Annotated in this window: 17 protein-coding genes and 1 pseudogene; 8 read left to right on the top strand and 10 right to left on the bottom strand. The window is 56.9% G+C overall.

The genetic code is table 11. From position 1 onward, the window contains the following. Window positions 1–318: 318 nt before the first annotated feature. The 5 genes from BLT65_RS46575 to BLT65_RS46570 all read right to left on the bottom strand — a co-directional run bounded on the left by BLT65_RS46575 (window position 319) and on the right by BLT65_RS46570 (window position 3576). On the bottom strand, window positions 319–747 hold the full coding sequence (locus BLT65_RS46575) for a hypothetical protein (RefSeq protein ID WP_143036555.1): 429 nt from the start codon (window positions 745–747) through the stop codon (window positions 319–321). Beyond that, the gene (locus tag BLT65_RS26320; protein WP_143036554.1) at window positions 744–1271 is read right to left on the bottom strand and encodes a hypothetical protein; all 528 of its coding nucleotides are present in this window, start codon (window positions 1269–1271) and stop codon (window positions 744–746) included. The genes BLT65_RS46575 and BLT65_RS26320 overlap by 4 nt, the downstream gene beginning before the upstream one ends. Next, window positions 1268–2536 (bottom strand): hypothetical protein, encoded by a 1269-nt coding sequence (locus BLT65_RS26315; protein ID WP_091782786.1) that lies wholly within the window; start codon window positions 2534–2536, stop codon window positions 1268–1270. Before BLT65_RS26315 ends, BLT65_RS26320 begins: the two co-directional genes overlap by 4 nt. Before the next feature lie 9 nt (window positions 2537–2545). Next, a complete protein-coding gene (locus BLT65_RS26310; protein WP_091782783.1) occupies window positions 2546–2989 on the bottom strand; it encodes a hypothetical protein in 444 nt (147 codons plus the stop codon). A 371-nt stretch (window positions 2990–3360) separates the two neighbouring features. Then, complete coding sequence (locus BLT65_RS46570; RefSeq protein ID WP_143036553.1) at window positions 3361–3576, bottom strand: hypothetical protein; 216 nt, start codon at window positions 3574–3576, stop codon at window positions 3361–3363. Window positions 3577–4253: 677 nt separating this feature from the next. Here BLT65_RS46570 and BLT65_RS26305 point away from each other — a divergent pair. The 4 genes from BLT65_RS26305 (at window position 4254) to BLT65_RS26290 (ending at window position 12178) form a co-directional block, all read left to right on the top strand. Then, window positions 4254–4916: a hypothetical protein gene (locus tag BLT65_RS26305; protein WP_091782780.1), complete on the top strand. Its 663-nt coding sequence runs from the start codon at window positions 4254–4256 to the stop codon at window positions 4914–4916. A gap of 361 nt (window positions 4917–5277) precedes the next feature. Next, the gene (locus BLT65_RS26300) at window positions 5278–7089 is read left to right on the top strand and encodes a trypsin-like peptidase domain-containing protein (protein ID WP_091782777.1); all 1812 of its coding nucleotides are present in this window, start codon (window positions 5278–5280) and stop codon (window positions 7087–7089) included. Continuing rightward, window positions 7086–10181, top strand: a complete 3096-nt coding sequence (locus tag BLT65_RS26295) for an ATP-binding protein (RefSeq protein WP_091782774.1) — start codon at window positions 7086–7088, stop codon at window positions 10179–10181. Before BLT65_RS26300 ends, BLT65_RS26295 begins: the two co-directional genes overlap by 4 nt. A gap of 11 nt (window positions 10182–10192) precedes the next feature. Further along, complete coding sequence (locus BLT65_RS26290; protein WP_091782772.1) at window positions 10193–12178, top strand: DNA/RNA non-specific endonuclease; 1986 nt, start codon at window positions 10193–10195, stop codon at window positions 12176–12178. 1048 nt (window positions 12179–13226) lie between these two features. Here BLT65_RS26290 and BLT65_RS26280 read toward each other — a convergent pair. From BLT65_RS26280 to BLT65_RS26275, 3 genes are all read right to left on the bottom strand, one after another. Continuing rightward, window positions 13227–13472: a hypothetical protein gene (locus BLT65_RS26280; RefSeq protein WP_143036552.1), complete on the bottom strand. Its 246-nt coding sequence runs from the start codon at window positions 13470–13472 to the stop codon at window positions 13227–13229. Between the two features lie 460 nt (window positions 13473–13932). Then, a complete protein-coding gene (locus tag BLT65_RS46565) occupies window positions 13933–14634 on the bottom strand; it encodes a hypothetical protein (RefSeq protein ID WP_143036551.1) in 702 nt (233 codons plus the stop codon). 55 nt (window positions 14635–14689) lie between these two features. After that, window positions 14690–15391, bottom strand: a complete 702-nt coding sequence (locus tag BLT65_RS26275; protein WP_091782763.1) for a hypothetical protein — start codon at window positions 15389–15391, stop codon at window positions 14690–14692. A 113-nt stretch (window positions 15392–15504) separates the two neighbouring features. On the opposite strand from BLT65_RS26275, the pseudogene BLT65_RS26270 reads away from it, so the two are divergent. Then, window positions 15505–16336 (top strand): annotated as a pseudogene (locus BLT65_RS26270) (transposase); the annotation flags it as partial. 827 nt (window positions 16337–17163) lie between these two features. Here the strand turns inward: BLT65_RS26270 and BLT65_RS26265 are convergent. Both BLT65_RS26265 and BLT65_RS26260 read right to left on the bottom strand, forming a co-directional pair. Beyond that, complete coding sequence (locus tag BLT65_RS26265; protein WP_091782760.1) at window positions 17164–17598, bottom strand: DUF4399 domain-containing protein; 435 nt, start codon at window positions 17596–17598, stop codon at window positions 17164–17166. A gap of 62 nt (window positions 17599–17660) precedes the next feature. Beyond that, the gene (locus tag BLT65_RS26260; protein ID WP_091782757.1) at window positions 17661–18086 is read right to left on the bottom strand and encodes a DUF4399 domain-containing protein; all 426 of its coding nucleotides are present in this window, start codon (window positions 18084–18086) and stop codon (window positions 17661–17663) included. Window positions 18087–18373: 287 nt separating this feature from the next. On the opposite strand from BLT65_RS26260, the gene BLT65_RS26255 reads away from it, so the two are divergent. The 3 genes from BLT65_RS26255 to BLT65_RS26245 all read left to right on the top strand — a co-directional run. Then, complete coding sequence (locus BLT65_RS26255; protein WP_091782754.1) at window positions 18374–20251, top strand: SUMF1/EgtB/PvdO family nonheme iron enzyme; 1878 nt, start codon at window positions 18374–18376, stop codon at window positions 20249–20251. 537 nt (window positions 20252–20788) lie between these two features. Further along, window positions 20789–21532: a phospholipase D-like domain-containing protein gene (locus tag BLT65_RS26250; protein WP_244186606.1), complete on the top strand. Its 744-nt coding sequence runs from the start codon at window positions 20789–20791 to the stop codon at window positions 21530–21532. 159 nt (window positions 21533–21691) lie between these two features. After that, a partial coding sequence (locus tag BLT65_RS26245; protein WP_143036550.1) for a transposase occupies window positions 21692–21933 on the top strand: 242 nt, incomplete at its 3' end.

The raw sequence follows: 21933 nt of genomic DNA, 5'->3' as shown, positions 1-21933 counted from the left end.
AAGGCGAGCAAGTCGAGAATGTCATCCTGCAGTTCACGCCGCGCGATGGGAGCAGGATGCTTTTAGCCTGCCTCTGATCGAAATGGACGGCGCCTGATGAGCCGGGCCTGAATTCTTTTGCAGCTCTCACGGACAAACCGTCGCCGGAAGTTGCGGAAGCCGGCCACGACCGTTGCATTGTTTCCATCGGGCCGGAAAACGTAGCTGTGCGGCTTAGCCTGTTAGCTGCCGACCAACCATTAAAGGCAGCATTTGCGGTCGATCCGAGTTACATTCAGTGCATTGTAGAACAAGATCAGTCGGTCAGATTGCTGGACATTACTGATCGACTGCACCGAAAATCTCCAATCTGATGAGGTCAAGGACGTTAGTCGACACGGGACGTGCACCGTTGATCGAAATGAAAAGCTGACAGTTTTTTTTCTCGGGCATAGGCGTGTAACAGCACGCGCCTATTGCGAAAGCTGCATTGTCGTTGAGAGAGGCGGTACTCCCGCCAAACTTGCCGAGCAGTGTGCCAGGACACGAGGACGGCAGCAACAGCCGCTCAGCCGCTATCGGGAGACCTGGGTGGCCGTCCGGACCACACGCTTTTATGGCCTGTCCAAGGCAAGCCCAAGATCCGGTTGCCGCAAACCGCAGGATCGTCCAGTCACCAATGATCTCCGTAACGAAATACCACGGATATCCAATTGGAAGATCCTTTTCTTCTAGAGTACAAATGGATTCCCAGTCATCGCGGATCATTTATGGTCCTTGCCGCAGGCAGGCTTGAAGAGAAGATTTCCCGGACTCGGCTTGGCAGAGAGCACCGCTGAGAGTTTCGTTGCATCTGTCGGAGCAACCCGCACGAGTACAACGCAAAAGTTATCCTGCTGGCCTCCATTACAAAAGAGTGCAACAACTTCTGCCGGAGACAGTGCAGTACCCTCGTCGCAGATTTGCCCTTTGCTCTTCGGATCCACGTCTTTATGAGCGGCCTCTGCCGGCGTCTGCACCGCAAACCATGGATAGCTATCCGTACCAAGAAGCGGTACGGACGCGACGTCGTCCTTTTTTATCAGTTCCCCCGGGACTACATTCATCCGAAGGTACTTCGCCACCAGATCCCGACCTTGACTCTTCTTCAGATCTGATGTCTGAATCAGGTGATTCATTGGCATTTGACGTTTTGCAATAGTCTGGTCGTCTTGAGCACGCTGAAGAATAATTGCGACACCAACTACAACGACTGCAAGCCATATTCCTGCGGCAGTTAGACGCCAGTTCATTGTTTTGTATGCCTGTACAGTACCTTGTTCTCGGGAGCGGAATATAGGGCCTTCTGCAATTCACTCCACGCGGCTTGCTCTTTGGCGAGTGAACTTGGAAGTGGCAAATGAAGTGCCTGTAACAATTCGAAACGCAGACCGTCGATTGCCATAACCGTCACAGCGCCAAACGCTTGTTGCGTGGCATTAACCAACTGATAAAACAAAACGACCAGGGCTGGCCCTAGAATGGCCATCAGAAGAAAAGTCAGAACTGCTTTTCCAAAAAATATCAATGCTACGACCCACGTAAGGGTGGATACAGTGCACAGAGTGGTCATCAGTACGGCGAAGTCGAGTTGCGCGGCTGCGGTTTCGACGGCGCTAAAGACATTCTTGTCTTTTTCAATCACGAGCCGCAACCGTGGCCAAATAAAATGAAAATCAACTCCGTAGGCTACATGCGAATAATGCTCAAGTGCCGCTCGCGAGTTAGCGAGAGGCGTCGCCTTAATTGCATCCGTTACGAAGCGAAGCCGACATTTTGCATCGGCCTCCTGCATTGCCTGATAGGCTGTCTCTACCAATTCATCAAGTGTAAACAGAAAATTGAGCTGCATATGGTCGACTTTATTGAAGACGTGAAGATCGTAGCCGGGAGTCTCAGTTTTCATGGGGTAATGTTCTAGCGCAATCCGGATAGCATCCATTGCTATGTCCACCGTTTCTATCGGCGGCAGCTTTTCCTTACTTGCTTCTTTGCCTGACCGCTCCATAATCGCTTCTTGAAGCGCTTTGAATGCCTTCTCCGCTCGATCACACATGCTCATATCGTCACAATTTCGGGGGTGTGAGGAAGCGTTTCGAGCATCCCCAAGAAGGTCTCCTGCCTGACTTTGTCTGCGTCGAAGGTCACTCCAACATTCCCCGGTCTTTTTTAGGTCGTCTTGAAGTCCCTTAAAAATACGCACATGATGTCCTATGAGCCGATCACGCGTCTTTTGAGGGAGGATAATCGCGCCCTCGAGGATGGAGCGAAAGACTGGAATGAGTGGCGTCAAAATAAAGGCGACAATTGTGATTCCAACAAAACCAACTACAAAGATAGTAGTGGTGCTGGTGGAGTCACGCGACAACATTTCGGTAACAGACGATTGAAAACCATCAATACCGAGATAAGCAACCAGAAAATTCAATATCGAGAAGACGAGAACTGGAAAGAAACTTCCAAGCAAAAAGGAGCGCGAGAGCAGTGCCTGAACCTTCTCGATAACGGTCCCGAACATGGCGCTGACTCAGCTCACGATTCCACCATCTTTTGTGCGACAGTATCGTACGCCTCCAACAACCGGAAGCGCCTTAAATGCCGCCGCGGTATAGATGTGGGCCGAGTATTTGCTGCAGCAATACACGCGAAGCGCGGCGCCAAAGTCGCCCGCCACGTCGTCAGGCAAACCCGCGATTATTGCTTGTCCCTCCAGAAGTTCCAGGATTGCGCCATCGGACCCGACGGCATCTGCCTCGTCATCAACCTGAGGTAACCAGTGGCCCCCTCTAATCTCCCGCATTGGGAAGCCGGAGCGATCATCCAGTTGGACCTCTAAAATGTCGGCCCGGTAAAGGCGAGGGCCGTCCTCATGTGCAACTACTAGCGCCGATCTACCTGACGCCTTCAGCGCATCGTATGCGTCTGTCAACGAACTATCTTCGCCGACGACGGGCAACTCAACGATAGCCACGGTTTTCTCCTCGGACGAGAAACATATATGGGGCCTGCTCGTCAATAAATCGTAGGAGCATGCTGCGGACTGTCAAGGACTCGATCATTATTCTTTTGTCCGATAAATAACTATTGCGTCCGGCAATTTCCAGCGGCTTACGCAGTTCTTGCCGCTCGGATGTTCTTGCTGCGGCACATGCTGGGATACCCGTCAGCTAACATGTAGGCGCGCTAGGATCTGCAGCGAACTGACGCATACGCGAAGGTCTCGCGCTTGCCGTAGTCGACGTTTTTGAGGATTTCTTTCCGGGGCTTTCGTCGAATCCGACTGTGGTTCGCTTGCAATTGTGAAAGTTCATCTCATAGAAATAGTAAGTCGAGACTTCTGCGTCAGCAATGTGGCGAAGCTGACGCCATCTCCATCGAGCATCTGGACGGCACTTTCTCACGCTCCCGACCGACCCACACCCGACGTAACGGCGATTCCTTGACGGTGGCGCCTATGACAGCAGCTTCTGGGGTTCGCAGCGTGCAAATCTCGTCGAAGTTGCGCAACGTGCCGATCAACAGGTGCGAGTTGCTCCGTTCTCTGACTTCGTCGTCCATGAGGCCGCACGCGTCTAGCCCGCTTCAATGTCAGCAATAGCCGAGTTGCTCACATCGATCATGTGGCAGGTTGAGGAGCGAATCGGCCGTAGAAATGACGGCTTGGGGTGTTGCGTGAACGGCAACTATTGGGAGCCGTCCGTAGCCTTTTGCTGCGGTTTTCCGATTCTCTTGGGAGACGGGGTCCGGTGGTTCAGGGGCGACGCCTCTTCAAAAGGTAACGCCAGCGGGTACCGCGAGCACGAAACTGTCAGTTTTTTGAGCCGAACACAATTCAAAACACTTGACTGTCCGTGTCATAAGTGTGCGGCACGCCACATATCCAGCCAAAAAAGCCATGTCTCATCAATATACGATTTAACGTATCGGAAAAGTTTGAATGTCTTCTCGCTAGATGTCCCTAAAAGGACTTCCCTAGCGACCGGTGATCGCTAGCCTCTAGAACAGCGCAATTGAATCCTCCTCCTTGCATTCCTGCGCCATCGAAATTCTTGTACGTCGATTAAGAATTCGCGGAGGTCGCGTAACCGATAGGGAGATGCATATGCTAAGCATACTTACATTGGAACTGGTTGACGGCCAGCTATAAGGGTCGCCCTTGCTTTCCCATATATCGTTGAGAAGACGCTCGACTTAAGGCTAACTTGACTATCGGCAAACGACTGGGAGTACATCGTATGGACGATCGACGCAAAACCCAGTCAGGCACTGTCGATGTTGAGACTCGCACTGCAATTGACGAGGCCATCAGAGATTTCGATGAAATAGCACAAAAGCGCTACCAGACCAATATCAAAACCTTAGCGTACGATCCCGACAGGCGGTCCGCACGAACGCGTATGCGACAAGTCCTTGGCGTCGCCGTCAAGAAGGAGTACAGCCGAGAAATCCCGCAATACAACAGATCGGGAACCTTGATTGATTACCAATGGGAAATCGACGAAGCGCAGCTAGATTCGATGCCGGATTCGGCATGGCAGTTGACGTTGCTGCAAATGGTTGCCGGTCAGCCAATCGGGGAGTCCGGCCGCGAAGTAGCGCTCCGACTTCGGCGAGAAACTCTTCTGCAGCGAGCCTACTTCAAAGGAATTCACTTTTGGTTATGCCAGTCGCCGGAAATTCGGCGGCAAATTAAGCAAGTACTCAAGGAGTGTGGGCTTGGCGAATTTGCTGATTTCGCGGGACCCAAAGGGATGTTGAAGGTCGGAGCAGCTAAGTTGTACATCATCCTTACTGGGATATTTCACGCTACTTTGCCTGCGGCGGCAATTGCCGTCACAGCGGTTGCGGTATGCGTGATTGGCTTGAATAGCATCTGTCGGGACGCCGCAAAATCATAGATGTACGCGTAGGGGTAACTAAAAGTCCGCCGAAACGGGTGCCCGGGCGACGACGTGCTAGTCACGTCGGTCGAGCAATTGGATTTTTCCGGCTTGATGGTATCCAACAAAAGGGGCGACGTGAAATCCCCGTGGCATTTCGCTGCACGGTGAGGTGACGATCGGCTGGTCGATTTCGCTTTGTAGGTCGGGCGATTATCGCCGACATAGTCACGACGATGCGCGCCATAGACCCGCCATCGTTTAAAACGAGGACCTTTTTCGCGTCCTCTAATAGGTAACTTGCGTTAGTTTTGCCGCAGGCAGCAAAGTGCTGCTTGGCCGCAAATGCTGGGACCGGTCTCAAGGAGGCTAGCGTCTAATGGCTAACGATGATCACCCGCCTGCGCTGACTTTCGAGCGAGAGGACATCGAGCGCGTCATCCGAGATCCTGACACGCGCGTACAGGCCGCAGAGGCGTTGGAGCAGATCCGTGTCGGACGTGAAGTCGCTATTCCGAGCCCTGAGGCCTTGGACGCCAGCGCGGATACCTTGCACAAGGAACGGGCGCATTTCTGGGTGATGATGCTCGAGGACGTGCACTGCCTGGCTACCTTCGTAGCGGCATTGCGCATGCGCGGCCTAGCCACCGAGCCGGAGGAGTTCGACTACAAGCAGGTGATGTTCGACGAGACTCTGATGCCCGGCTTCATCCATAGGGCAAACACGTTTCGGTGCAAGGTCCGCGTCGCAGGCATCGTCAAAGGTTCGGGCATTCTTGTCGGTCCGAGTTCGGTCTTGACGGCGTGGCATGTGATTGCAGTGGCCGCGCCGAACGAAGTGACGCGGGTACAACCGGACGTGGACGTGGTCCTTCCGGACGGGCGCACGATTCCGGCGATCATGCTGCCCGGCGCGTCTCCCTGCGCCGATGTCGAGTGGCCACCCGAGGGCGGACGCGCGCCGACCAATGATGAAGAAGTCCTTGACCGTCATGACGTGGCGCTGCTGCGGTTAAAACAACCCGCCGGCATCCACTTGACGTTCGCAACGCTGGCGACGCCGCCGTACGCATATCGCGGCCCGGCGGCGATCGTGCTGATCTCCTACCCGGACGGTGAGTGGCGCGGTATAGAAGTCACCAAGCTGCGAAAGCTGCGCAACATGACGGCGCGATGGGGCTATGATGCCTTGGGCACTAGCGGCGGCTCGTCGGGCGGCGGATGTTTCGACACGAGCTTTTCACTGGCCGGCATTCACCAGGGGCGTGCGGAAGGCGCTGGCCGCTTGGTACCGTTGATCTGCTTCGACAGCATCGTACGGAAAGTCATCGCGGACGACGAGACGCCCGAAAACCTCTGGTCGCTTGACGGTACGCCCGAGAGCGGGCTGGTGGTCGGCCGGGACACGTTCTTCATCGGCTATCACGCTGCCATGCGGGGGCCGGTGCGCGCCCGCGGCGTGTGGGTTCGCCGTGTTGACCTCACGCACGACATGGCGGGCTTGCCCTTTTCCTTTGAAATGCTGGATAAGTTGGTGGCGCGTAGGCCAGATACCCGGCTGATCCGTGTCAGTTTCGACGCCTTGGTCCCTGACCTACCCAATGAAATCGCCCGTCGTGCCGCGGACGCGCGTATTCAAGTACAACTTCCGGAGGCCATGAGCGGTGTCGGGGCGGACCAGACGGAGCCCGAGGCTGTGGTTGCCGACCGTAGCCGCCGGTTGGCACAGTCACTAGACGAGAAGGCACGGGAGCTTGGCATTCTGCTTTGGGTATTCTTCGACCATCCGGCGGTGGTGTTTGGTGACGAGTCTCGTTGGGCGCTGACTGCATTTGTAGACCAGGCGCTTCGGCTCGAGCGCTTGCGCATAATGCTCGCGGGCTACGAGGCCATCCAGATGCCGGGTGATCAGTTCGACACGCGGGTCGACGCCGAGGGAGAGGGTTCTCCGGGACTCTTTGTCGAATATCTCACCGACGTTAATGCCCAAGACGTCCGCAACCTGATCGAAAGTGCGGCCAAAGAGATGCATTGCACGATCAGTACCGAGCGCGTTACTGAGTGGACCAACGAGGCGCTCAAGGACCTTAATCAGGTCAATGGACGCTACGACAGCGTCTATCGGACTCAAATCGCTTCCCGGCTGCAGCCGCGACTCAAGCAACTCCGTGACGAAGGAGGCAACGAATGAATCCGGACGACTCCGCCCTGGATCCAGCACGGCTATTCGCAGCGCTGTCCGGCCCTTTCGCTCCGAAACAGGCTCTGCAGCCGTTGGCATCCGCCGACAACGTAAACCGCCTCGTCATGGCGGCGACGCGTCTCGCAGAGGTCTGCGACACCAATCCGGTTGGCGGCAGCGACCGCTGGTTGATGCGCGCGCCAGCGCGGCACTCTTTGCTCAAGTCGCTAGACTCATCGCAACTCGCCGACGCCATAGAGCAGCGGCGCAAGAGTGCGCCCGACGCAGAAACCGCGGATCTATTGGCAATACTGCTCGACGAACCTCCACTCGCGCGAGCTGACATCCAGGCCATCATCGATGCCCCCAGCGACCGGGCGATGCTGGAGCGAGTCATTGTTGCCCTCGACCGCGCAGGTGATGTCGCGCCGGCCAAGGATCTGGTACAGGCTGCGCGCTCGGCTTTGGCGGAGTTCTACCGGGCGGGGAACCGTCGTCGCGTCGTCGAACGTGGCTTTTTCGGGCGTGAGAATGAGTCCGCCCAGATTGCGGACTGGCTGTCGCGTCCCGTCGACGCGGCACCTGCCACATGCCTGTTCGTGACCGGCGGACCTGGGATAGGCAAGTCAACACTGCTCGCTGAATCGGTGCGCCGCCATTACGACGCGCACCGTCCGCTAATCCTGCGGTTGGACTTTGATCGGTCGGGCCTTGACGTTCAGGATCAGCTTGGCCTCACCATGGAGGCAGCGCGCCAACTGGCGGAGCAACTGGGTGCCGCCGGCAGCGATCTGCTAGACGCACGGCTCGACGCCGGCCATGTCTATGACTTCACCGCAAAGACGCAACTCAGCCTTCGGCAGATCCTGCCTGAACAACTCGCGATGGAACTCGGCAAGACGGTGGCCGCGTCAGGCCGGCTCGTGCTTGTCGTGCTCGACACGCTTGAGGTGCTGCGTGGTCGGGGCGAGACCCATCCTGGAACCCTGTTCAGATGGCTTGACACCCTCGTGTTCAGGGGCGTGAAGCCGATGGTTGTGCTTGCGGCTGGCCGGGGAGATGCACTCGACAGCTTGCGACAGATCGGCACTTCAGGTTTCGGTAGCGCGGCGGTCGGCAACCAGCCGGAACGTGTCAAACGCCTCGAGCTTCATGGTCTGGAGGACAATGCGGCGTTGGCCTTGCTAGCCGGACTGGGCGCGCCCCCCGACCTTCGACACGAGTTGCTCGAACTTGCCCAAGGCAACCCACTCAAACTGCGCCTTGCCGCCGAGGTCGCCAGGCGGGCAGGCGTCGAACATCTGCCGAAGCGCAAGCGAGGCCGCGAGGTTGATGCGGCGTTTCTCTATCGAATGCTCCTTTCGCGCATTGAGGATCCCGACCTGAGGCGGCTTGCTCATCCTGGGCTAATCGTGCGGCGCATCAACGCCGAACTCGTCCGTAAGGTGCTGGCTCCTACACTTGGACTCGGTTCGATCACGGAGGAGCGAGCGAATGAGTTGTTGATTCAACTGGCGACCCACCACTGGCTGGTTGAGCAGGACCCTGGCGCCCCGGGATTCCTCAAGCACCGCAGCGACATGCGCATGTTGCTCTTACCGCTGCTTTACCGCTCGTCGCCGAAGCAGTCGTCGCGGATCGATGCTGCAGCCCTGCGCTGGTTTGCTGCGCTTCCTCAGCCTTGGGCGCAGATCGAGGCTGTGTACCACCAGTTGCAGCTGACTCGCGTCGGGCGTGCCGTATCGAGTGTGCCGGTCCAGATTGCCAGTCAATTTGACGACGAAACACTCGGCGAGTTGCCTTCTGCAGCAGCAGATCTCGTGCGGCTTACTCGTGGCGAACGAACCAGTCAGTTCAGAGGACCGCAGGCGATACCGAGCGCCGCCGGGGGTGGGGATGCTGGCATTGCGCGCGAACTGCTGGCGGTGATCCAACGCCAGGATTGGCGCGAAGGGGCGTATCTCGTGCGCAGCGTCATGGACACCGGGGGGCTGGACGTTCGCTCAGAGGCGGCCGATGCGATCCGCACGTTCCTGTGGCGGTCGGGTCAGTGGGCGGATGCGCGCAGCTGGTTGGACGAACGCGATCGTTTCAACGACTCCGACGAGGACTTGGCCGGACTTCCAGATTCGCTCGCGCTGGCCAGATTGGAGATGCGGGCCGAATTTGATCCCGAGGGGATGCGCCGCCGCTGGCCGGCGTGGCGACAGATGCTCCATCGGCTAGAGCCCGCGGCCGTCTCGGCTACCGACAGTTGCGCGCGCCACGGTGCGCTGGCGCTGCTCCTTGCGACCTCGCCTGAACCGTTCTATTTCTCACAGACTAATACGCGTGAGAGCAACCCGGCCGCGGCCGCTAACGAACACTGGGGCGGCGTTCCGGGCAACGAGGCGAAACGCGCCTTTGAACTGGGCCTCGAGAAGCTTCGTCGCGTGGCACCCGACGCGATGCATACTGGCACGCCCCTCTTCGGACTTGTGCTCGCGACTCACACGCCATACTCGATCTTCGCCGACAACTTGTCGGTCATGGAAGGTCATTCCGAATTGCGTGACACGGTAGCGTCGTCCGTGGAGACGATCTCAACGGCAAATGCGCTATACGGCGACCGGCAACTGACGTTCGTCCCGCCGGAGTCGGGTAGCCAGATCGGGGCGCTCGCGAGTCTTGGCGTGTTCGCCGAGTGGGTCGAGGCCTTGGCCTATGTCCGGCGGGACGACGACCTTAAACTCATCGGCCGAGCCGCCGAGCGCTGGCGGCGGACCATGGCGGGTGACTGGTCGATTGGCCGTCGGCGTGGGGAATGGCGTCGGCTGCCGTCACTCGATGAGACGCTTCGAGAACGCCTGCGTGATCTCTCGGACGAACCAAACTCTACTTACCGAGCGCGGAACCAACTCGATATCTGGGCACGAGCCCTTAGAGCCGACAATCTGATACCGCGCCTTGGCCGACGGCTGCGCGGGATGCTGTCTGAGGCGTCCAGATCCGCGGCCGAGCTCAATGCACTTGACGTCGTTACCCGGCGGCTGCTGGCGCGCGGTGTGCCGGCAGCTTTCGCACCTCCGTTGGCGGTGCTGATCGTGCACCACGAACTCTAAAGGAAGACGCAATGACTAACGAAGAGAGACTCGATGCACTGAAAAAGCGGCTCACCCCAGAAATGGAGACGGCTGTGCGCGCAGCATTCGACGCGGGCCGGCTTCCGCGCTCGCTGATGAGCGCCATGTCCAGGTCCAGCGTGGATGCGCTGAAGGCTGGACAGGCGCTGGAATCGGTCGCCGTCGCGGGAACGGCTGCGCTCGAAGGCCTTGAAGCGATTGTGCTTCTGGTCGGACGCCCACCGCTGCTCGTTCGGAACGACACGGTAGTGTTGGAGCCGATGCCGGAATTGCCGCAAGAGACTTCTGCCTTGATTCGGGGCGTCGAAAAGTGGGTCCCCTCCGTCGGCCGTATCGAGTTCCGCAATAACGACATGGCGTGGGGCGGAACCGGATGGGTGGCTGAGCAACGAAAGAAAGGCGCACTGGTGGTAACGAATCGCCATGTGGCACAGATCGTCGCCCGTCGAAAGGCGGACGGCTCCGCGGTGTTTATGCGCGCTCCTTCCGGCGCTCGCTACGGCGCCGCGATCGATTTCGGCGAAGAGGTTGAAAGCAAGGCCGACGACAACAGCCGAACAGCCGAACTGACTCGCATCGAGTACCTTGCCGACGACGCTTCGGCCGACGTGGCGCTGCTATGGATTGAGGCGGCGGACTTCAAGCTGCCCAGCCCGTTTCAACTCGTCGGCGATAAGGCAAAGGTGGCGAAGGCCGACCTGGTCGCCCTCATTGGCTACCCTGCCTACGATTCGCGCAACGACGCCGACGCGCAAGCGCGCTACTTCCGCGACCTGTACGAGGTCAAGCGCCTTGCGCCGGGCAAGATCCTGCAACCGCCGGGCAACGGCGTCCTCACTTACGACTGCACTAGCCTGGGCGGCAACTCCGGCTCGCCCCTCATCAGGCTCGAAGATGGCAAGGTCATCGGTCTGCACTTCTCGGGTGTGTACGGCAAGGCGAACACTGCGGTCAGCGCCCAGACGCTCAGCGCTCTGCTTAAGGGGGGGCGGCCCGTCTCAGTTCCGCTGCAGGCCGGACGAGAAGAGGCAAAGGACGGCAGCCACGCGGCCACGTACTTTCAGGACCGGGAGGGGTTCGGTACCAGATTCCTCACGAAGAAGACCGGTGGTCGCGCGGTGCCTACGCCCTGGCCGGGTCTTCCCGCGGACCTGGCCGCGGACCTGGCCGAGCCGAGCGACCAGCCATCGGAGCCGAACGAGCTGCGCTACACCCACTTTGGCGTCAAGTACTCGGCAAAACTCAAGCTGCCGCTTATTACCGCGGTCAACATTGACGGCGATGCAGCGGTGCGGATCAAGCGCGGTAACGACAAGTGGTTTACCGACGAGCGCATTCCAAAGTCCATTCAGTTGGGTTCGAAGAACTTTCAGGATGCCGAGATCGATCGCGGTCACATGGTACGGCGCGAGGACCCAAACTGGGGCGAAGAGGCCGAGGCGCAATTGGCCAACGACGATACGTTCCACTACGTAAACGCGGCCGCGCAACACGCCCGGCTGAACCAGGGCAAAGCCCTCTGGCAGGGCCTGGAGAACTACATCCTCGACAACGCACGTACGCATGGATTCAGGGCCTGTGTTTTCACCGGTCCAATCCTGCGCGACCCGGACGGCGAGGAGGAGGAGATCGAAATCGACGGCGCGATCGCCCCGCTCGAGTTCTGGAAATTGGTGGTAACACTGGACGTGAAGGACAAGGCGTTACACGCCACCGCCTACGTGTTAAGCCAAGGGCAACTCATTCGGAAACTGCTCGAAGCGCGATCGAGGACTGAAGCGCTCGAGGGCTTCGTTTTAGGAGCTTACCGTACGTTCCAGGTGGCAATTGCTGATCTGGCGGCTGCTACAGGCTATGACTTCAAGGCCTACATCAAGGCGGATCCACTGTTTAAGACAACCGAGGGGCAGGTGGCTCTCAAGAGCGGTGAGCCGGTATTTGTGCCGATTGATGAGGAGACGGACATCATTCTGTGAGGGGCTAACGACGCTGAAGGCGGCGGGACGATTTCGATAGAGCGGCTTCGCCTCCTTCGCAACATTTTTGATTAGATTTTAGCCACCGGGAGTCGACCTTTCGGCAAGCTCCCATGTGTCGCTGAGAGACTCCTTGGTTGGACCGATTCCGCCAAATAAGACCATCTTCTTTCGGTTGCTGTCAAAAGCCATTGCATGCCCAGAGCGTGTTTGTGGGCCGATGTTTTGACGCTGAGTCCAAAATCGACCATCCCACGACCACGTATCACCCAATGGGATCAGGGCGCCATCAGTCCTGTTAGTCTGGAATCCTCCACCGAAGAGAATGCCTTGTGTTCCATCGAAGCCTATTGCTGCGGAAGCGCGCCCGCTTGGGCCGAATCCAGAAACACGAATCCAGGTGGCTCCGCTCCACTCCCAAGTGTCGCCAAGATTGACTTCGGCGTCGGTTGCGCCCGGCCTGATGCCACCGAACAAAACAGTGCGAGGAACGATAACGCTTACGGGCTGATCTATGACCGGTCACGACGGTATGCCGAGAGTGATGAAGCCGCTACTGCTACTGCGTAGAGCCTATAAGCGCTGCCCTACGTATCTCGGTCGGCGGCCGCCGGCGCTCTTGAGGCTTGTCGCATCAACTCGGACGGACGGTAGTTGTCGGTCACAACTTGGGGGCATCGCAGACAGGCTTCTTTGCCTTCCTCTCGCCACCACCGGCAGTGAGGACGGATTGAGCAAATCGGGAGCTTTTCTTCTACTACCGGCAACCACTTTACGATCCGAGTTGCCAGGCTGCACTTGGCATCGTGAAAATTTGGACAAGCGCCGCATGCACAGGGTGCGGCAAACCGAAACACTTCGGTAGGTCGGACCGGCCCAGACAACTCCAGTAATTCTGCAGTCACAGGGATCGGCTTGTCGAGATGTCTCAAGCGTGGCTCGTCTGCGGTGCCACCGACAATTCCAAAAGTAACGCTCCCAGGCATACTCGGCTCGGCACTCGGACAAAGAAGCGGCGAATCCTCGTTGGGCACGGATGTGTTCATGTCTATCCTTGAGCGGCGCCGCCGCCGGCTATTTGGCCGCCTGAAGGAAGTTCACGAGGCCCGATAGACTGCGTAATTTCTGCCGGGAAACCGCAGCGTATGTGCACTTCCACGAAAAAGCCTTCTCCTCTTTGAGGAAGCCGCTGCCGGGCCTCCAGCGCACGCAGAACACCTTCGCTCGCCGATGTGATGACATCATCAAGCTGAATGCGGGCGCGCTCCGGTCCGGTCTTAGTATCTGTGGCCATGATCAAGTCCATCCTTCGTTGATTGGGAAGATGAGGGGTTATGAAATTAACGTTCGAATCGTGGCACACGACTTCCATTCGTAGTGGACATACTTCTCATGCACCAATCTGTACAGTGAACGATGAACTCGATTAGTTATTTTTCTATTTGCTGTTCTCCGGTCAATCAGAACAAGCGGCGAGCTTGATAAAGCTTAGTTCTCGAGTAAGAGATGTCCAAGAACTACTTTTGCAAAATACGCGACGTGCTGCAGTTCTTGGCCGAAGACAGGAACGATGAAACGGACCGAGAAACACTTGGGCTGAATGTTTCATTGGAGGAAATTGCAGGTTTGGATACACAAAAATCTTAAGGCTATGCATACCTGTTACGACAATCCGTGCGAATAATTCTCAAAGATTGTGGTCCATAGAAACGCATTCAATGGTCGACCAACTCCGTGGACGGACAGACATACGCTCATTCTTCAGTGAGCGTACCAATGTCGTTATCTTCTTCATGATTTCCCTTGCCCAAAGTCGCCCAAAAGAATCCCCAATTCACGGAGTAGGGACCAGAACCGTAGTTAACTGTATACGGCTCATATAGCACGAAGTCTCCACGGTCGGTCCTTAAAGCTATTGATGGCACAGACGAAACTGCTCCGCTTAACGCAGTTTCATTCGCGAGATTCGTCGTAAGCGTCGCAGTGTCTTGCGTATAGTTCGCAGCATTTGCTGGCGTTGTCATGATGTCAGAGACTGCGCCAACGGATGAGTTCGTAACCAACCCATCCTGATCGTCCATAGCTGTCACAGCCAATGGATATGTTCGCCCTGCCGTGAGGTAGGATCCGAATCCGATCGACGAGTGTGCGACGTCAAAGAAAGCATATATCTGATTCGGCTCGAAGCGGGCGGTAATGATATGGCGGCCCGCGACGATCCGCACTCGGCCCCTCCCGACCTCGTTCCGGTACCCGGAACCTGTGCTATCGCTGAACGGCAACGCCGTCGTTGTATCGGATTCAAGCGAGATATAGACTTGCGCGCCTGAATAATAATGTCCGCCCAACGTTACATCTGATAGTACATACCCAGTGTAAGTGATTGGATCGGCCAAGGCATGCCCCGCCCCGCAAAGTACCGCTCCAATCACAATTAGATTCCCAAGTCGTTCCATACAACCTCCGATATATTCGAGTAGACGGATCGGGTTGAACGCTGCGCTCTTCGATTTACTCGCCAGGCCGGTTGGAGCCGTGTGTCACAGCTGAAAATGTGCCACCCATTAATGCGTCGCCGAATCCAGACGTCCGATACTTCTGATATAGAAAAAAGTCTCCCTTATCGGTCTTTAGCGGGTCGGCTGGATGCGCGCAGTCTCTATTGTCCAAGAAGTCAAGGCAGATCCATGCACGTCCGCTGAAGCTTGTCGAGTGCTTAAGGTCGGTCGGTAGCGTGGCGAGCTCGTCACTTAAAATGGCGCCATTGTCGGACGCGTCACCCGAATCGATCATTCCGTCTTCGATACCCAGCGGATAAGTTGGATTCGGGCCAGACGGCCACTGCGAGCCAAAACCGACCCCACGGCCAGGGGGGGTGTTGGCGTCAGGACTGCCCAGATCGACGCTCACAAAAATCTGGTTCGGTGCGAATGTCGCACGTACTTTTTTTCCGTTACTGACAACAATGACACGCGCAGTCCCCTTCGCATTGAGGGCGACATCGGCGGTCCCATGACCTGGCACGGGAATTTGAAGTAACTGCACATTGTTCGTGTCGCTCTCGAGCGTAAGGTAGATCCGCGCGTTATGAAATTCCCACGCGCCTAGCTTACCGTCGGCAATTGTAAAGCCTGAATAAGTGATGGGCTCTGCATGGGTGACGGCTGTGGTCAGTGCAGCGCCGATCAATACAACGATGTCCTGGATCTTCATGTTCTCGTACTCCGCGTTGTCTAGCGGTCTGTTGAATTACCTCCTGCGCATGTCGTTCGCGCGGGAGGGGTAGACGTTGAAACAAAGAATCGGGCAACACTGAGACTAAAGCGATGCGCGGAGCGGACGGCTATACCGAGTCGATGTTAGCGATGTTCAGGCTGGATGACTTCGTTCCAGCCCATCACCCGTTGCGACCGATTCGACTGTGGTTGAACGATGCGCCCACTCGCATGGATGCGCTCTTTTTTGCGTACGTACTAGAGCGATGCGAAGGGAGGTAGCCCGAGCATCGCGCCAGCAAAGCTGATTCCGGCACTGTTGCCGCAAGTGATGTATTCGATTCGCAGTGAACGGATGCTGATGGAGCGAATCTCCTACAACAATGTAGTGTGGGACCACTTCGCCTTCAGCAAGAACCCCGACCGATTGATGGCCCACGACGTCATTGTCGGCCTGTTCAATGAGGCGGTCCAGACGGCGCGCGTGCGTGGCTACCTGTCGGGCGAGCACTTCAGCGTGGACAGCACGCTCAGTCGGGCCTGGACCGGACACAAAAGCTTCGTGTGCAAGGCGAACTCTGACGACGCCGCGCCACCTGATGGAGGTGATGGCACTCACGAGAATTGGCATGGCGAGAAGCGCAGAAACGACTCGCATCAATCCAGCACGGAAAGTCAGGTCCGGTGGTTTCGCAAGAGTCGTGGCACGGGCGCGATGCTTTGCTACATCTGGCATGTGCTGACTGATAACCGGCATGGACTGGTGGTGAACGCACAGGTAACGCAGGCCAACGGCACAGCCGAGCGACACACCGCGGCCGACATGCTTGTGGATGCTGCGCAGTTCGTCGGCGCATCGATTACAGTAGGTGCGATCAAGAACTACGGCATGGCCGACTTTGTGGGAACTTATCGCGCACATGGCGTGACGCCTGACATGGCATAAAACGATGACCGCGCCGGCGGCTCGGCCATTGACGAGCGTACGACGCGCTGGGGCTTGCGCACACTTCCCGCTAAAGCAACGTAGGAGCGAAAAGCGGCGAGAAGATGGCATTGGTTTTCACCCGAATTAACGACGACCAATCTTAAATCGGCATGAACCAACATGGTGCGGCGCCTGGTTGATACGACATTCTGAATATCGGCGAGCTGTATTCCAAACCCGGCTGTCGGTAATTCAACATGCAATTCAGTAACTTAGTTATACTATATAACGTCATTTTAACTTTCGATTTGCTTACCGATTTCTATGATTGAACGGAAACGTGGCACAGCAACGTGTTGCGTTGCTGGATATATCGCAACGCGAAGAAGACGACAACAGACAGGTCGTCAGAAACGCACTAGTTGGTCAGATGGCCCAGAATTTATTAACTTTTTCAAAAAAAAGAAGGCAGGCAGATAATTCAGCTGCAAGTTCATCCTAGGTTATGCATCGCAGATGTCAAGACACTCCGCCGGTCCGATCGACTTCAGGGGGTGATTACACCCTGCCGCATGACTTAGCTCGAAGACCGCTTGCGGTGCTCCGAGAGACCATAGTATGCGCGCTCTCGCGGACAACGATCACGTTCACTATATCGCGGCATGGAGTCCTCCGCTTTAGCACGGTCCGATCTCAGAGAAGAGAGAGGGGATTGCCGAAGCAAATTATATGCTTTAGCTGTGCAGACCGCTGGTGCGACTGAGAACCGGGAAGCCAGTCGTCGCTGCGCGTCACCTGACGCGGTTCTCAACCGGGTTATTGAGCAGCGTACAAATTTCAATTTACTTCGCGATCACTGTGATCTTTTTCGAATACACCGGAGGATTGTGCGGGACGTGATTCTCGTCTCCCATTAACAATTGCAACGTGTGTTTGCCGGGCGGCAGTTCGATCGTGGTTTCCGTTTGGCCTGCACCGTAATGCAGATGCTGCCGGTCGGAAGGAATCTCCTGATCCATCGGTGGCAGGTCGGTATCGATAAGCAGGTGATGGTGGCCCGTGTTAGGGTACTTGACGCCCTTGGGTGCGACGCCCATGTAGCGCAAGCCAAACCACACGCGAAACGGCTTGTTAGCAGGCACAACCTGTCCATTGTTCGGATAGCCGATATACGCATACGAATTATCCGGCGCTGATGTCGGGCCGACGGATGCAATATTCGCCGCGGTCAACCAAGCGAAGGCGCCGAGCGCCGCGGCAGCTACGATCCTGACCATGGTTGATGTTCTCCGTCTTTGAGTGCTGAGCGCCGGAGTTCCGGTGCAAAGGCAGCGCATGCTCACTTCACGATGATGGTGATTTTCTTCGAATAGACGGGCGGATTATGAGGCACGTGATTGTAGTCACCGAGCAGCAATTGCAGCGTGTGCTTGCCTGGCGGCAATTCAACGCGCGCATCCGTTTCCCCCGCACCGAAGTGCAGGTGCTGGCGATCCGAGGGAATCTCCTGGTCCATCGGCGGCAGGTCCGAGTCGATCAGCAGATGGTGATGCCCAGTGTTCGCCACATTCACGCCTTTTGGACACACGCCCATATTTCGCAAGCCCATGCGCACCCAAAGCTTGCCGCCGGTGATAACGGTGCCGTCCGATGGCCAGATGATGTATGCCTCAGATCCGGGCGGTGAAGGTGTCGCTCCTGCGAACGCCTTCACCGAAGCGAGAATAAGTGCGCCAGTAGTCGCCAGCCTTATTGTTCTTTTCATTGCGCATTCTCCAAGGAGGGGGCATTGCTGCTTGCTTATGTTTCAGCTTAGGACGTAACTTGTCAAAAAGATATGCGATCCAGACTAGTTAACCATACTGACTTCCCCAAACGCGTGCTATCGTTGAGAAGGGTGGTCCGTGCGTGCAAAAGTAGTATGCGCACCGCGAGGTACAGCAAACGAACGGCCGTCGCCTCAGATGCGGCAGACGACTGCTTTGGTTGTCGCGCCAAATCGTCCATAGCGAGGTTCTGGCAAGAACTTCCAGAACAAGCAGGATATGAAAAATGTGGCGAAAACTTCTCCTGTTCTGCATGGTCGGTGCACTCCAGGCGCACGAGTCTGCCGCACAACCACTAGCACGCGGTGAAAGCGCTGCCACCAACCAAGCCCACACGATCGTTGGTGTTGCAGGTTCAACGCGAACTCGACCGGGCCCAAGGGTCGCGCTCGTGATCGGCAATGCGGATTATCAAGTCAGCGCATTGGCAAACGCCGCGCGTGACGCGCAAAGCGTCGCCGACACGTTGCGTGCGCAAGGCTTCGATGTCGTGTTTCGAACCGATGCGACGACACAACAGATGCGCGACGCGCTCGCCGATTTCGGACGCCGGCTGCATGCGGGCGGCACGGCTGTGTTTTATTTCGCGGGACATGGATTGCAGGCGGGGAGTTCGACGCTACTCGCATCCGTGAGTGCGGATCCGCGCGTCCCATCGACGCTGATGACCGCGAGCATCGATTTGTCTAGTGTGCTCGACACGCTCTCTGCGCCGCGCCCGCATGCGCTCAATCTGGTCGTGCTCGATGCATGTCTGACACAACCGTTCGCACCGACCGTTGCGGCGATTCAGTTGCCCGCGCAATCGCTGGTTGCTTTCGCAGCAGCGCCGGGCGCGCGAGCCGCAGATGGTAACCGTCACGGCATATTCACGGGGGAATGGCTACGAGAAATGGCCAACGCGCCAGATGAGTCGGTTGATTCTATGTTCGCACACGTGAGAAATCGCGTGACGCAAGCAACACGCGGAATGCAGAGACCTTGGACCGTCTCGACACTGACTGCGCCCATGCACGTTTTTGCGTCGCCTGATCTGACGCTATCCGAAGACGAATCGCCAAATGCCGTTGCGCCATTAAACAGCCGCGGCGTCTTACCTACGGACAGTAACGAACAATACGAATTGTCGTTCTGGGATTCGATCAAGAACAGCAGTTACGCGAGCGACTATGAAGCATATCTGAAGGCCTATCCGAACGGCCGCTTTACGCCGCTCGCGAACGCGCGCATCGAAAGACTCAAGGCGGCGGGATCGACCACGCCGCCCGACACGCACGCTGCGTCATCGCCTGCACCGAAGGCCGCGACAACGCTTCCATCCGCTCCAAATGCGGCAGCGACAGCGACCCCAGCCGCTCCCGCCCCAACTCCCGTATTCGCCGCAACAGGCGCGGAGAGCAAGGACTGCGCTGCCTGTCCCGCGATGATATCGCTGCCCGCTGGCTCATTCATGATGGGCAGCAACATTGGCGATCCCTCTGAGAAGCCGCCGCATCAGGTGACCATTGTCGCACCGTTCGCGATCGCTAGATACGTTGTGACGGTCGGGCAATGGAACGCATGCGCGGACGTCAACGGATGCCCGAGGCTGTCGACTGAGAACGACAGCAAGAAGAACGGCCCCGCGCGAGATCTCAGTTGGGACGACGCACAGGCATACGTTAATTGGCTGAGCAAGGTGACGGGCAAGACCTATCGCCTCCCGACAGAAGCCGAATGGGAATACGCGGACCGCGCGGGCACTACGACGAAGTACTGGTGGGGCGATCAGATGCGCAAAGGCGTGGCCAACTGCAAGGATTGTGGCGACCCTTACCACAAGGAGGCACCGGAACCCGTCGGCTCATTCGCGGCAAATCCCTGCGGACTGTATGACATGAACGGCAACGTTTGGGAATGGGTCAGCGACTGCTGGCATAATTCGTACAAGGGTGCGCCGATTGATGGAAGCACGTGGGATACGCCGGGCTGCAACATGCGCGTAATTCGCGGCGGCTCATGGCGTGAAGGGGAGGACTACATGTTGAGCTCCACACGCTTCAAATACAGCCCGAGCGTGCGTCAGTCACAGAACGGCTTTCGTGTGATCAAAGAACTAAAGTGACGCAAAGCCGCTGGGTCCTACTCTGCAGGCGCGCTTTTTCATTCAGTCACGGACTGCCCTTACTTTGCGCTGTACCGACGGGGTACGCTCTAGCGCCTTGGGCCAAGCGACCTGAAGGGACTCCGCGTCGAACTTCTCAATTGCAGCTGTCACTGCATCGTCCGCGGGAACTGACGAGGCATTCTCGATCGGGTCAAGGCGCGGCCTGAACTCACCCCAAAGATACGAGCGTCGTTCGGCATAGCTGGGAAACTTGTTCTTGATGAACTGCCAGAACTGGCTAAGGTCGCGACGGGTATGTAATGGAGCTTACAACCTGTGAACGCAGGACACAGTGCCTAGCTCTGTTCAGTTTCGAACATCAACGGGCGAACATGAAAATGAAAAAATTGAAATAAGTTCCTATACTCCGACACACAACGGATCGCGGTTTCTCTCATTTCATTAGTTGCCGATCGTCGAAAGTGGGAACTTCAAAAGGCGAACAGAATGGTACCGGCGATGCAGGATGGAGCAGTTCTTCAAAGGGGACATTAAATGGCTGCCAGGAAGACAAGCAAGAAACCGGTAAGCGCTTCAAACGTCATCAATGATCCGAAGGTGACCTTGCAGACGTTCACTCTGCTGGACCTGGAGCAATACACCTCCGAGGGGAAGTTCTCCGTCAATGCGAGTTCAGACGTTCATCTTTTTTACGTCGGGAGAGATGATGTCCACAATATCCTCAAGTACATAATTTCACGCGTGAGCATCTCGTTGTATATGAACATGTTCGGGTACGACGACCCCGAGCTGAATGACATTTTGATGACGTTGGCAAAGGATCCGACTGTGACCATGCTCGTCACACTCGACCGATTGCAGGCTAAAGGCGCCACCGAAGCAGGAATCCTCACCAAGGACCTCACGGACAACTCGGAAGGTTTCAATACACATTTTGCAATTGGAGACTCACCGTTTCATTCAATCAGTCACACCAAGGGTTTTGTGGCCGACGGACGGGTAGCCCTCGAGGGGTCGACAAACTGGTCGCAGGCAGGGGAAGGAACCTTCGTGGAAGATGCTAACGGAAAGCTTGTCGCAGCTGGCCCGAAGTACAGGGCTCAGAACAACACAGCCTGCGTTATCACGGATCCTGACACCATCACGCGATTCCAGACCGAATTGATCAGGGAGCACATGGCTGTGCAAAGTCAGCCAAACTCGTCGCCTGCCCAGTTCTTCGCTGGCTTTCAGGCAAAAGCGCCAGCAAAGGCTCGTTCGAAAAAGGGCGCATCGTAACCGGTGTGGACACGCCCGTCACTTAGCCTTGTCGCTGGTCGCAATCGGTGTAACGTTGCAGTCAGGCCCCTTAGTCTTACTGTGTCATAAAAATAACAATTGTGATATTGCTTGTTTACCTACATATAATGAGGATACCCAGGCATAGAGCGAGAAGCAATGGATGCGCAAAGGCGGTTTGAGCAGTACATTGAACATCTGGCTGGCGGCCTGGGTCATGCGGATCGCCACTCAGGACTGAAGGCTTACTGCACAGGCCTGATGTTGCCGTTGACACGCAAGAGTGTCGAACCAATGGCCGCAAGCGTGGATCCGCTTCACGCCAGCGCGCGGCATCAGGCATTGCACCACTTCGTGGCCAAGGCCGACTGGTCGGACGACGAGCTACTTTGCCGGGTCAG

This window comes from Paraburkholderia steynii, assembly GCF_900100565.1.
Lineage (GTDB): Bacteria > Pseudomonadota > Gammaproteobacteria > Burkholderiales > Burkholderiaceae > Paraburkholderia > Paraburkholderia terrae.
Note: the sequence above shows the minus strand (reverse complement) of the source record. Positions and strands in the feature narration are given on the sequence as shown.